The organism is Streptomyces sp. NPDC048436, from assembly GCF_043200355.1.
GTDB lineage: Bacteria > Actinomycetota > Actinomycetes > Streptomycetales > Streptomycetaceae > Streptomyces.
Genome location: NZ_JBICXP010000006.1, coordinates 341,077 through 353,263 on the forward strand (window position 1 = coordinate 341,077; position 12,187 = coordinate 353,263).

Annotated in this window: 10 protein-coding genes; 7 read left to right on the forward strand and 3 right to left on the reverse strand. The window is 69.9% G+C overall.

Annotated elements, in window-relative coordinates; genetic code table 11:
* Nucleotides 1-122: 122 nt before the first annotated feature.
* A complete protein-coding gene (locus tag ACGFX9_RS22930) occupies nucleotides 123-581 on the reverse strand; it encodes an RrF2 family transcriptional regulator (RefSeq protein ID WP_393474890.1) in 459 nt (152 codons plus the stop codon).
* A 163-nt stretch (nucleotides 582-744) separates the two neighbouring features.
* Between ACGFX9_RS22930 and ACGFX9_RS22935 the strand changes: the two genes are divergently transcribed.
* From ACGFX9_RS22935 to ACGFX9_RS22960, 6 genes are all read left to right on the forward strand, one after another.
* A complete protein-coding gene (locus ACGFX9_RS22935; RefSeq protein ID WP_383334283.1) occupies nucleotides 745-822 on the forward strand; it encodes a putative leader peptide in 78 nt (25 codons plus the stop codon).
* A 142-nt stretch (nucleotides 823-964) separates the two neighbouring features.
* Nucleotides 965-1,951, forward strand: a complete 987-nt coding sequence (locus tag ACGFX9_RS22940) for a TauD/TfdA dioxygenase family protein (protein ID WP_393474893.1) — start codon at nucleotides 965-967, stop codon at nucleotides 1,949-1,951.
* Between the two features lie 433 nt (nucleotides 1,952-2,384).
* Nucleotides 2,385-2,612: a type A2 lantipeptide gene (locus ACGFX9_RS22945; protein WP_249585724.1), complete on the forward strand. Its 228-nt coding sequence runs from the start codon at nucleotides 2,385-2,387 to the stop codon at nucleotides 2,610-2,612.
* 93 nt (nucleotides 2,613-2,705) lie between these two features.
* Complete coding sequence (locus ACGFX9_RS22950) at nucleotides 2,706-3,512, forward strand: HlyD family efflux transporter periplasmic adaptor subunit (protein WP_393474896.1); 807 nt, start codon at nucleotides 2,706-2,708, stop codon at nucleotides 3,510-3,512.
* Nucleotides 3,509-5,794 (forward strand): NHLP family bacteriocin export ABC transporter peptidase/permease/ATPase subunit, encoded by a 2,286-nt coding sequence (locus ACGFX9_RS22955; RefSeq protein WP_393474899.1) that lies wholly within the window; start codon nucleotides 3,509-3,511, stop codon nucleotides 5,792-5,794. The genes ACGFX9_RS22950 and ACGFX9_RS22955 overlap by 4 nt, the downstream gene beginning before the upstream one ends.
* Nucleotide 5,795: 1 nt before the next feature.
* Entirely contained in the window at nucleotides 5,796-8,681 is a 2,886-nt protein-coding gene (locus tag ACGFX9_RS22960) for an NHLP bacteriocin export ABC transporter permease/ATPase subunit (protein WP_393474902.1), read from the forward strand.
* Here the strand turns inward: ACGFX9_RS22960 and ACGFX9_RS22965 are convergent.
* Complete coding sequence (locus ACGFX9_RS22965) at nucleotides 8,678-9,244, reverse strand: 2'-5' RNA ligase family protein (RefSeq protein WP_393474905.1); 567 nt, start codon at nucleotides 9,242-9,244, stop codon at nucleotides 8,678-8,680. The two genes, ACGFX9_RS22960 and ACGFX9_RS22965, sit on opposite strands and share 4 nt — an antisense overlap.
* Before the next feature lie 56 nt (nucleotides 9,245-9,300).
* Entirely contained in the window at nucleotides 9,301-10,653 is a 1,353-nt protein-coding gene (locus tag ACGFX9_RS22970; RefSeq protein ID WP_393474908.1) for an ABC transporter substrate-binding protein, read from the reverse strand.
* A gap of 320 nt (nucleotides 10,654-10,973) precedes the next feature.
* Here ACGFX9_RS22970 and ACGFX9_RS22975 point away from each other — a divergent pair, with 320 nt between their 5' ends.
* Entirely contained in the window at nucleotides 10,974-12,182 is a 1,209-nt protein-coding gene (locus ACGFX9_RS22975) for a CaiB/BaiF CoA transferase family protein (protein ID WP_393474911.1), read from the forward strand.
* Nucleotides 12,183-12,187 lie beyond the last annotated feature (5 nt).

A 12,187-nucleotide genomic window follows, 5' to 3' on the forward strand; every position in this document is an offset into this window, starting at 1 on the left:
CCTAGTTTTCCTACCTGATTGATAGGAATACTGGATGTGAACTGACGCCGCGACAAGGGGGTGTTCAAGGGGCGGACAGTCGTGTCTTGCTGTGTGAGAAAGCCGAGGCCGGGGGTCGGTCCCTACGGGTTGGTCCAGGCGGCGGGATCCTCGGCCAAGGCCGTCACCTCGGTGGGCAGTTCGGCGTCCGCGACGTCCGCCAGGGACACGCCCTCCAGGATCTGGCGGACATTGGCCCGCAGCGCGATCCACAGGGGCAGCAGCGACGTGGCGGGCCCGCTGTAGGCCAGCTCCGGGGGGCGTACGCCGCGCACCGACACCAAGGGGCCCTCCACGACGCGGATGACGTCGGCGATGCTGATGTCGTCGGCGGGCCGGGCCAGGCGGTAGCCGCCGTTGCCGCCGCGCTGGCTGAGTACGAGACCGCCGCGCCGCATGTCGTTGAGGATGCCCTCCAGGTACTTGTGCGGGATCTCCTGGGCGTCCGCGATGGCCTCGGCCTTCAGCGGCCCGTCGTCCTGGCACGCGGCGAGTTGCAGCGCGGCACGTACCGCGTAGTCCGCCCTGGCTGAGATCCGCATGGCCGCATTATGCTGCACCGCCCGGAACGGAACGTATCGCCCCTGGTCAGCGGCGCATGCCGGACTCATCGCGGGGTCCTGGAGCATTGCAGGGTCGTGAAGCGGGCGAAGAACGCCTTGACCATGCTTTCGGCGGCTGTCCATGCTCCTGGGCATGACCGCGATGACTCCTCTCGTCCCGCGGCTCCACGTGGACCTGGGCCGCCTCGCCTCGGCGGCGTGTCGTCCGCGCGTGGCCTGACCGCCGGCTTCCGCCGCGTCGCCGCCCGTCGCTCTTCTCGCGCTCTGCGCTCGCGCCGCCTTGCCCCCGTGCACAACTGCCGTCCAGGTGCGCCTGGTCGCGACTCGGCCCACACCCACCTCACCGAAGGGATCCCCACCCCATGACGTCCGCACCCGTAGTAGAGACCCCGCAAACCCCTGAAAGCCCCGAGCGCCCGACCCTCACCGTCCAGAAAGTCGGCGGCCGGATCGGCGCCGTCATCTCCGGAGTCCGCCTCGGCGGCGATCTGGACGAGACCACCGTCGCAGCCGTACGCGCCGCGCTCCTTGAACACAAGGTCGTCTTCTTCCGCGACCAGCAGCACCTCGACGGGGAGAGCCACGAGGCGTTCGCCCGACTGCTCGGCACTCCCGTCGCGCACCCCACCGTGCCCTCCGTGGACGGCCGTTACGCCCTCGGCATCGACAACGACCACGGCGGGCGGGCCAACCAGTGGCACACCGACGTCACGTTCGTGCCCGCCTACCCGGCGTTCTCCATCCTGCGCGCCGAGGTCATCCCGCCGTACGGCGGCAACACCCTGTGGTCGAACACCGCCGCCGCGTACAACGACCTGCCCGAGCCGCTCCGGGTCCTCGCCGACAGCGTGCGCGGAGTGCACACCAATGACTACGACTACGCGGCCACCCGCCCCGGCGCCTCATCGGCGGCGCTCCAGCAGCACCGCAAGGTGTTCACCGCCGTCAAGTTCCAGACCGAGCACCCAGTGGTCCGCGTCCACCCCGAGACCGGTGAACGCACCCTGATCCTCGGCAACTTCCTGCAGAAGCTCAGCGGCTTCCGGGCCGCCGACTCCCGCGCCCTGATCGGCGTACTCCAGTCGCATGTGGAGCGGCCGGAGAACACGGTCCGCTGGCAGTGGCGCGCGGGTGACGTCGCCATCTGGGACAACCGTGCGACGCAGCACTACGGAGTCGACGATTCCGACGACCACGAGCGCACCCTGCGCCGCGTGACCATCGACGGTGACGTACCGGTCGGCGTCGACGGCCGCCGCTCGGTGCTGCTCGCCCCGGAGTCGGTGCCGGAGCCCGTCCACGGAATCGCCTCGGGCGCCTCCACGGACGGCGCAGTCGCAGAGGCCTGAGCCGTACAAGTCCGCCCCCGCCCCCAACAGCCTTGGGGCGGTGTCCCCTTCGGCCATGATTCGGCACGTCTTCAATAAACCTGCACATCGAATGCGCAACCCAGTCACGGTATTCGGCGAACACTCCACACATAGCCCTGTGCATTGACCACAGAACTTGCTCTTTGATGTGCGAGTGTCCGCTTTGGTGGAGGGAGTCCTTCCGCGCGCCGGATTTCCTTCTGTGAAGCTTGTGAAGGAGTCGCCACGTCCCGGTGAACATGCCTGCACGCAGCGGTGATTCGATGCCGCGACCGCAGGAGGGCGGTGCCTCCTCGATTGGATGTACGACGTGCGAACGTGCTTTGATCCTGGCCACCGCGGAATTCGTACTTCAGGTTCCGCAGTGTTGGAAACACCTTTGCAACATTCATTGAGAAGGGCAGCTCACACCATGAACTACACCCCCCAGGTCGAGACCCTCGAGATTTCCGACGCCGACCTCGACAACGTCTCCGGTGGCCTCGTCGCCGGTGTCGCGGGCAACGTCACCAGCACCGTTGACTCCATCGCCCCGGTCTCGGGCGTCGTCGGCGGCGTCGTCGGCACCGTCGAGGGTGTCACCGGCCTCAACACCGGCGCCGTCACGGGCCTGGCCTCCGGCCTGACCGCCGGTCTCTGAGCTATCGCTCACTGAGACGCCAGAATTCGTGAGCCCCGGAACCACTGGTTCCGGGGCTCACGGACGCCACAGGCAAAGTAAGGGAAGCGTTCCGTGCAGTTCCGCCAACAGGCCCTGTCCAAACTGCAGTCGCCCGAGGAACTCGACCTGCCGGTGCGCTACGCCCGCCCCCAGGGACTGCTCGTGCTCGCCGTCACCGTCGTCGTCATGGCCGCCGCGAGCATCTGGGCCGTGACCGGCACGGTCTCCTCCACACTCCGGGCACCCGGCATCCTCACGCACGGGCAGGGCAGTTACGTCCTCCAGAGCCCCGTCACCGGTCAGGTGACCCGCGTCTTCGCCGAGGAGGGCAAACGGCTCGCCGCGGGCGCTCCCGTGCTCAAAGTCCGTACGGACCAAGGCGACAAGGTCGTACGTTCCATCGCCGCGGGCCGGGTGACCGCACTGGTCGCCAGGATCGGCACCGTCGTCACCACCGGCGCCGACGTCGCGACCGTCGAGCGCGTATCGGGCAGCGACGACCCACTCCTCGCCATGATCTACGTACCGGCCGACAGCGCCGCCACCGTCCCCCTCGGCGCCTCGGTCGACCTCACCGTGCAGTCCGTGTCCACGGAGAAGTACGGCAAGCTGCGCGGCCGGGTGAAGGCGATCGGGCGCGCCGCGCAGACCCGGCAGAAGATCGGCGGTTTCCTCGGCGACAAGGAACTGGCCGCACAGTTCACCAAGGCGGGACCGCCCGTGGCCGTACTCGTAAAGCTGGAGAACTCCTCCACCACCAAGTCCGGCTACGCCTGGTCGACGGCGGGCGGCCCGCCCTTCGCGCTCGACTCCATGACCCTGGCCACCGGCGCCTTCCACCTCGCCGAGCAGCGCCCGATCGATTGGCTGCTTCCGTGACCGCACCGCACCCCTCCCCGGCGCACCAGCAGCAGCTCCCGCCCCCCGGCGGCCGACGCAGGCACCGCCCCGAGCCCCCGCAGCGAAGCCGCCGCCGCACCGCGCAGCGCCCCGCGTCGAAGGGCAAGCGGCAGAAGACCGTCCGTACCCCCACCGTCCTGCAGATGGAAGCCGTGGAGTGCGGCGCCGCCGCCCTCGCCATGGTCCTGGCGCACTACGGACGGCACGTCCCGCTGGAAGAGCTGCGCATCGCCTGCGGCGTGTCCCGCGACGGCTCCCGGGCCAGCAACCTCCTTAAAGCGGCGCGCAGTTACGGCCTGACGGCCAAGGGCATGCAGATGGAACCGGCCGCGCTCGCCGAGGTCAAGGCGCCCGCGATCCTCTTCTGGGAGTTCAACCACTACGTCGTGTACGACGGCATGGGGCGCCGCCTCGGCCGCCGGGGCGTGCACATCAACGACCCCGACAAGGGGCGCCGCTTCGTGCCCTCCGAGGACTTCGACACCAGCTTCACCGGTGTCGTCCTGGTCCTCGAACCGGGGGAGAACTTCCGCACCGGAGGCCGCAAGCCCGGCGTCATGAGGGCCCTGCCCGCGCGCCTTCGCGGCACCACGGGCACCATGCTCGCCGCGCTCTTCGCCAGCCTGCTGCTCGTCGCGGTCGGCGCGGCGCTGCCCGCGCTCAGCCGCACGTACATCGACCTGTTCCTGATCGGCGATCAGACCTCCCTGCTCGGCGCGCTGTTCGCGTCGATGGGCGCGATGGTGGCGCTCACCGTGGTGCTCACCTGGCTGCAACAGGCGAACCTGCTGCGCGGCCGCATCATCTCCTCCACGCTCGGCAGCGCCCGCTTCCTGCGCCATCTGCTGCGCCTGCCCGTCACGTTCTACGCACAGCGCAGCCCCGCCGACCTCGTCCAGCGCCTCGCGTCCAACGACGCCGTCGCCGAGACCCTGGCCCGTGACCTCACGGCCGCGGGGGTCGACGGCATCGTCGTACTCCTCTACGCGGCCCTGCTGTGGACCTACGATCCGCAGCTCACCCTCGTCGGCGTCGGCATCGCCCTGCTGAACATCGTCGCGATGCGCGTCGTCATCCGGCTGCGGGCCACCGGCACCCAGAAGCTGCGCGCCGACAGCGCCAAGCTCACCAACACCTCGTACACCGGCCTGCAGTTGATCGAGACGATGAAGGCCACCGGCGGCGAGAACGGCTACTTCCGGCGATGGGCGGGCCAGCACGCCACCACCCTTGAGCAGCAGCAGCGCCTCGGTGTGCCCAGCGCCTGGCTCGGCGTCGTCGCGCCGACGCTCGCCACCCTCAACAGTGCGCTGATCCTGTGGATCGGCGGCCTGCGCGCGGTGGAGGGGCACCTGTCGATCGGACTGCTCGTCGCGTTCCAGGCCCTGGTCACCCGCTTCACCGCGCCGATCACCCGCCTGAACGGCGTCGCGGGCCGCATCCAGGACTTCGGCGCCGACGTCGCCCGCCTCAAGGACGTCGAGAACTTCCCCGTCGACACCCTCTACTCACGCCCCGAACCGGCGGCGAGCACCCGCCGCCTCAAGGGCCACGTCACGCTCGACGACATCACCTTCGGCTACAGCCCCCTCGACAAGCCGCTGCTGACCGGATTCTCCCTGTCGGTCGGACCCGGCCAGCAGGTCGCGCTGGTCGGCGGCTCGGGCAGCGGCAAGTCGACCGTCTCGCGGCTGATCTCCGGGCTCTACAGCCCCTGGGAGGGCACGATCCGGATCGACGGACAGCGCCTTGAGGACATCCCGCGCGGCGCGCTCGCCGCCTCCGTGTCCTTCGTCGACCAGGACGTCTTCCTCTTCGAGGGCACCATCCGCGACAACGTCGCACTGTGGGACCCCTCCATCCCCGACGATGCCGTCGTGGCCGCCCTCAAGGACGCCTGCCTGTACGACGTCGTGGCCCGCAGGCCCGGCGGCATCCACGGCCGCGTCGAACAGGACGGCCGGAACTTCTCCGGCGGCCAGCGCCAGCGCCTGGAGATCGCCCGCGCTCTGGTGCGCCGCCCCAGCATCCTCGTACTCGACGAGGTGACCAGCGCACTCGACGCCGAGACCGAGCAGGTCATCATCGACAATCTGCGCCGCCGCGGCTGCGCCTGCGTCGTCATCGCCCACCGGCTGAGCACCGTGCGGGACAGTGACGAGATCGTCGTCCTCGACCACGGCTCGGTCGTGGAACGCGGACGCCACGAACACCTCGTCGCCGCCGGCGGACCCTACGCCGACCTGGTCAAGGAGCACTGAGGTGACCTCGGTACCGGAGCAGTACGCCTCCTACACGTCCTCTACGCCCGCCGCGTCCTACACGAACGACTCGGTCGCCGCCGCCTTCGGCGCGCTCGGCACACCCGCCGACTGCACGGACCTGCGCAGCGTGCACCTCGAAGGCCCGCAGGTGCTGTGGCTCGTCGTGGCCGGCGCCCTCGACCTGTTCGCCGTCGACGCCGTGCAGCAGGGCCACTGGCACTTCCTCGGCCGCCTCGAACCGGGCACCCTGCTCCTTGGCCCCGTCGAAGGCCCGCAGCACACCCTGGTCGGGCGCCCGCTCCAGGGCTGCGAGCTGCGCCGCATCCCGCTGCGTGAGCTGTACCGCCCCGACTACGGCGACACCTGGGCCTACGAGCAGCAGTTCCCCAGTCAGTACGACACCCAGGACGCGTCCCTGAGCCTGCTCGAGCACGCCTTCGCGCTCGGCATCGGACGCAGCCACCGGGTCCTCTTCGAGGCACCGCTCGACGGCCGCACCACCGGCGACGAGATGGCGACCGACGACGACATCCTCTGGATGCCGGTCGCGCCGGGCAGTGTGCAGTACGGCTCCGCCTACAGCGCGGAGGCCGCGGGAGACCTGCTCGTCGACGCGGCCATGTGGCAGCGCATGGTCAACCAGCAGTACCGGCTGCTCTCCACGCTCGACCGCTGGATCGAACGCCTGGAGCGGGCCCACGAGGACCGCACGGCGGCCGGCATCAAGGCGGGCGAGACGGTCCGCGAGCAGGCCGACCGGACGCTGATCGCCTCCATCGGCCGCTCGGGCAGGGGCAGTTCACACCGCACCGAATCGCGGGGCGGCGACGACCTGACGTACGCGGCCTGCCGTCTTGTCGCCCAGGCGATGGGCATCACGCTGTCCGGTGCGTCGGAGGGCGGCGCGGTCAGCGACCGGATCGACCCGGTGGAGCAGGTCGCGGTCGCCTCGAACATCCGCACCCGCGCCGTCCGGCTCGACGGGCGCTGGTGGCGCGAGAACACCGGGCCGCTGGTGGGGCACCGGGCGGCGAGCGGCGCGCCGGTCGCACTGCTGTGGCGGCGCGGCGGGTACGAGTCGGTGCACCCCACTTCCGGTCGGCGCACGCGGATCGACCAGAGCAACGCGGAGGAGTTCGAGCCGCAGGGCGTCATGTTCTACCGCCCGCTGCCGGAGCGGACGTTGACGCCCTGGCGGCTGTTCCGCTTCAGCCTGCGGGGCAACGGCGGCGACGTACGCAACCTCGTGATCGCCGGTCTGGTGACGGTCGCGATCGGCGCGCTCGTGCCGATCGCCACGGGACAGGTGCTCGGCGTCTTCGTGCCGAACGCCGAGAAGAGCCTCATCGTCCAGGTCTCCCTGGCCGTCATGATCACCAGCATTGTCTCCGCGGCCTTCATGCTCCTGCAGAACCTCACCATCCTGCGCATGGAGGGCCGCATGGAGAGCGCGCTCCAACCGGCCGTCTGGGACCGCCTGTTGAGGCTGCCCACCCGCTTCTTCGCCTCCCGCTCCACCGGTGAACTGGCGAGCGCGGCCATGGGCGTCAGCGCGATCCGCCGTGTGCTCTCCGGGATCGGCCCCGTCGCCCTCCAGTCGGGCACGGTCGGCGCGATGAACCTGGTCCTGCTGCTCCTCTACAGCGTTCCCCTGGCCCTGGCCGCCCTCGGGATGCTGGCCGTCATCGCGGCCGTGTTCCTCACCCTCGGCCTGTGGGAACTGCGCTGGCAGCGCCGCCTGGTCGAGCTCGGCAACAAGCTCAACAACCAGGCGTTCCAGACTCTGCGCGGCCTGCCCAAACTCCGCGTCGCGGGCGCCGAGAGCTTCGCGTACGCGGCCTGGGCCGGGGAGTTCGCGCGCAGCCGGGAGCTCCAGCAGCGCGCGGGCCGCATCAAGAACGTGACGACGGTACTCAACGCCGTCTATCTGCCGCTCTGTACGCTCATCATGTTCATGCTGCTCGCGGGTCCGGCCCGCGGCAGCCTCACCGCGGGCGAGTTCCTCACCTTCAGCACCGCCGTGACGATGCTCCTGACGTCCGTCACCCAGCTCACCGGTGCGCTGCTCTCCGCGGCGGCCGTCCTTCCGATGTTCGAACAGATCAAGCCGGTCCTGGAGGAGGCGCCCGAGGTGCGGGGCGCGAGCACACAGCCGGGCGAGCTGCAGGGCGAGATCGAGGCGCGCGGGCTCTCCTTCCGCTACGCGGACGACGGCCCCCTCGTCCTTGACGACGTGTCCCTCGCCATCCGGCCTGGCGAGTTCGTCGCGGTCGTCGGCCCCAGCGGCTGCGGCAAGTCGACGCTCCTTCGCCTGCTCATCGGCTTCGACAAGCCGGTCTCGGGCAGCGTCCTGTACGACGGCCAGGATCTGTCGGCCCTCGACCAGGCCGCCGTACGCCGTCAGTGCGGTGTCGTCCTGCAGAACGCGCAGCCGCTCACCGGCTCGATCCTCGACTGCATCTGCGGCGCAGAGACGTTCACGCAGGAGGAGGCCTGGGAGGCCGCCGCGATGGCGGGCCTCGCCGAGGACATCAAGCGCATGCCGATGGGCCTGCACACCATGATCTCCGGCGGCGGAGCGGTCTCCGGCGGCCAGCGCCAGCGCCTGATGATCGCCCAGGCCCTGATCCGCCGCCCCCGCGTCCTGTTCTTCGACGAGGCGACGAGCGCCCTGGACAACGAGACACAGCGCACGGTGATCGACAGCACCCGGGCCCTCAACGCCACCCGGATCGTGATAGCCCACCGCCTCTCCACGGTCATGGACGCCGACCGCGTCATCGTCATGTCGGAGGGGCGGGTCGTCCAACAGGGCCCGCCCGCCCAGCTGTTGGCGGACACGGGCGGACGACTGCATGAGCTGGTGCGGCGGCAGCTGCGTTAGAGGCCCGGGGCAGGGGCGTGACCGAGCCGGAACTCGGCGCCGTCCTGCCAGCGTTCACCGTCCCAGACGATGAGCTGGACGGCCCGGACGTGACAGCTCAGCGGCAACCGGGGCGCGAGTTCGGCCTGCAGCGCGTCGTAGGCGGCGTCCTGCGTCTCGGGCCCTTCGCTGTTCGCCACGGTGAGATGCGGGGCGAGCCCGGCGCCGAATATCCCGCGGTAAGGCACCGCGTCGGGCCAGCGCCGCGTGAGGTCCTTGGTCAGCGCCGTGACGGGGGAGTGCGGCCACGGGTCGAGGTAGAGCACGCCCGGATAGCGGCCGAACTCGGCGAAGGTCAGGGTGAAGGCCTCGTGCCCGGCGAAGAGGCCGGACAGTTCACGGCGTGCGGCGGCGTCGAGACGCGTCTCGTGCACGAAGGGGTACAGGACCGTCACGTGGGCCGGGAACCCCGCCCGGACCAGCGGGTCGGCCTCGGGGACCTTGATGGTGAGCGCGGTGTCACCCGCCACGTCAGGCCACCCGCCCGCATCCTCGCTCCCGCCGCCCTGCCCCGCTGTCTTCATAACGCGCCATGATCGCATCGTGCTTTCAGGAACTCCTGCGGGGCCGGCCCGACGCCTCAGGGATTCCGCTGCTTCCAGTCCGCCTGCGCTTGGTTGAGCTGGTCGGCCAGGTCGTCCAGGAAGTCCTTCGCGCTGGTCTTGCCGAGCATGACCTTCTGGAAGCCGGGTTCGTTCTCGGCCTTGGAGATCGTGTTCCAGTCCGGGAGGTAGTACGGCAGCTGGACGATCGTGGTCGCGGGGGAGCTGAGCGCGTCGGCGGCCAGGCGCGTCGGCTCGGACTTCTTGACCCAGGCGTCCTTGACCGCCGCGTTGTTGGCCGGGATCAGTCCGGCGGACTCGTTGAACTTGGAGCTCGCCTCGTGCGAGGAGGCGTACTCGATGAACTTCCAGGCGGCCTTCTTCTTGGTGCTTGTCCTGAAGATGGAGAGCCCGTCGATCGGGTTGGAGACCTGGACACGCTTGCCGTCGGCCTGCTTCGGGGCGGGCAGGCCGCGGAACTTCTTTGCGCCGAGTGCCTTCACGTGGTCCTGGTAGGAGCCCAGGTTGTGGCTGAGCAGGCCTATCCGGCCGCCGTCCCACTGGGCGACCATCTGCGTGAAGTTGTTGTTGAGGTCGGCGGACGGGGTCGTCTTCTTGTAGAGGGCCACGTACTTCTTGAGGGCCGCGACGTTCTTCGGGTCGTTGACGGTCGTCTTCGTCCCGTCGGCGTTCCAGAAGGACTCGATGCCGCTCTGCCCGTACATCGCGTCCAGGGCTTGGGCGATGGACCCCACCCCGCCGCGGATCGTGTAGCCGAACTGGTTCTTGTCCTTGTCGGTGAGCCGGTCGGCCGCCTCGTAGAACTTGTCCCAGGTGGTCGGCGCGGCAAGGCCCGCGGCCTTGAAGAGGTCGGTGCGGTAGTACAGGACGCCGTTGTTGGCGGACGTGGGGATCATGAACAGCTCGGACGAACCGCCCGCCGACGCCGTCGAGGTGAGCATGCTCTTGCTCAGCCGGCCCTCGAGAGGGCTCTCGGCGAGCCGGTCCTGCAACGGCTCCAAGGCGCCCTGCGCCGCGATCGCGGCGAGCATGGCGGCACCGACGCCGCCCACGTCCGGCAGGCCGCCGCCCTGGATGGAGTTGTCGTACTTGGACTGGGCGTTCTCGGCGGGGACGCCGACGTAGTCGACCTTGATGTCCGGGTACTTCTTCTCGAAGTCCTTGATGATCTCCATCCAGATGTCGCGGCGGACGGCCGTGTTGTTGTCCCAGAAGGTGATGGTCCCCTTGCCGGATCCCTCGCCGCCCTTCTCCCCTGCGATGCCTGACCCGTCGTCGCCGCACGCGGAGGCGGTGAGGCCGAGAACGACAGTCAGAGCGATGGCGGCGGGGGCGGATCGGCGCGTGCCCGGGCGGATGCGGGAACTCATGTCGGGGTCACTTCCTCTGGTGGGTGGCGAGCGAGCGGCAAGGGGTACGGCGGGTACGTCCCGCGTATGACATATGGCGTCTCATATATGACGTACGAAGAACGGAAACTCGAAGCTAGGAGGCGGTAGTTGGTTCGTCAACGCATCTGACAAAAGTCGCGCGAAGTAACCCGCGCGGGACGCCTGTGCCGGCCGCCTGAGGCTGGGTGCCTGGTGCCGCCACCGCGCCGTATCGTCACCGGAATGGAGCTCAGCAGATCAAGCTCCTGGAGCCCGCCCGGCGGCTCCTCGACGCCCCGGACCCAAGGAGGCCGCCGCACATGCCTGATGAGCTCCGCCCCGCTTCTCCCCTGGCCGGCATGAAGGTCGTGGACCTCTCCAAGATCCTCGCCGGGCCCTACGTCACCATGTCCCTCGCCGACCTGGGCGCCGACGTCATCAAGGTCGAGCACCCCCAGGGCGGCGACCCCACCCGCGCCTGGGGACCGCCCTTCAACGGCCCCGACGCCACCTACTATCTGGCCGCCAACCGCAACAAGCGCTCGGTGACCCTGGACCTCAAGTCCCCCGAGGGGCAGGAGGCCGTGCACCGGATGCTCGCCGACGCGGACGTCCTGGTGGAGAACTTCCGGCCCGGCAGCTCCCTGGCCGGCGTCTTCGACTACCGCACCCTCAGCGAGCGCTACCCGCGCCTGGTCCTGCTGCACATCTCGGCGTTCGGCGACACAGGACCCCTGCGCGACGAGCCCGGCTACGACATGGTCGCCCAGGCGAGCGCCGGTCTGATGTCACTCACCGGCGAGCCCGACGGCCCGCCCGTCAAGGCCGGCTACGCGATGGGCGACCTGGGCGCCGCCCTGTTCGGCCTCATCGGCGTCACCTCGGCCCTCGTCGAGCGCGAGCGAACGGGGCACGGCCAGTACGTCACCACTTCCCTGTACGAGTCCCAGCTCGCCCTGCACATCAACTGGGCCACCGGCTATTTCGCCACCGGGGAACGGCCCACCCGCCTGGGCTCCGGCCACCCCAGCCTCGTCCCGTACCAGGCCTATGCCGCATCCGACGGGCACTTCGTGATCGCCGTCGGCAGCGACGGCCTCTTCCGCCGCTTGAGCGAATGCCTCGGCCACCCGGAGTGGGCGGACGACCCGCGCTTCGCCACCAACCGCGCCCGCGTCACGCACCGCACAGCCCTCAACGCCAAGCTGGAGGCGGTCCTCGTCGACGACACGGTGGCCCACTGGTGCGCGCTGCTCAAGCCCCGCGGCGTCCCGGTCGCCCCCATCCGCACCCTCGACGAGGTCTACGACTGCCCGCAGACCGAGGCGCTCGGCATGGTCCACAAGGTCGATCACCCCGACGTCGGCCCGCTCCAGCAGGTCGCCTTCCCCGTCAGCTTCCGCGGCGAGCGGCCCGTCGTACGTACCGCACCGCCCACGCTCGGCCTGCACAGCCGCGAAGTCCTGGCCGAACTCGGCTACGGCGAGGCTGACATCGACCGGCTGCTCGATCACCCCCGAGGAGCCTGACCGCG

What these genes read in the sequence shown, in the direction of transcription:
- ACGFX9_RS22975 (WP_393474911.1), top strand. Translation starts at nt 10,974, where the DNA reads ATGCCTGATGAGCTCCGCCCCGCTTCTCCCCTGGCCGGCATGAAGGTC.
- ACGFX9_RS22935 (WP_383334283.1), top strand. Translation starts at nt 745, where the DNA reads ATGACTCCTCTCGTCCCGCGGCTCCACGTGGACCTGGGCCGCCTCGCC.
- ACGFX9_RS22930 (WP_393474890.1), bottom strand. Translation starts at nt 581, where the DNA reads ATGCGGATCTCAGCCAGGGCGGACTACGCGGTACGTGCCGCGCTGCAA.
- ACGFX9_RS22940 (WP_393474893.1), top strand. Translation starts at nt 965, where the DNA reads ATGACGTCCGCACCCGTAGTAGAGACCCCGCAAACCCCTGAAAGCCCC.
- ACGFX9_RS22945 (WP_249585724.1), top strand. Translation starts at nt 2,385, where the DNA reads ATGAACTACACCCCCCAGGTCGAGACCCTCGAGATTTCCGACGCCGAC.
- ACGFX9_RS22965 (WP_393474905.1), bottom strand. Translation starts at nt 9,244, where the DNA reads ATGAAGACAGCGGGGCAGGGCGGCGGGAGCGAGGATGCGGGCGGGTGG.
- ACGFX9_RS22970 (WP_393474908.1), bottom strand. Translation starts at nt 10,653, where the DNA reads ATGAGTTCCCGCATCCGCCCGGGCACGCGCCGATCCGCCCCCGCCGCC.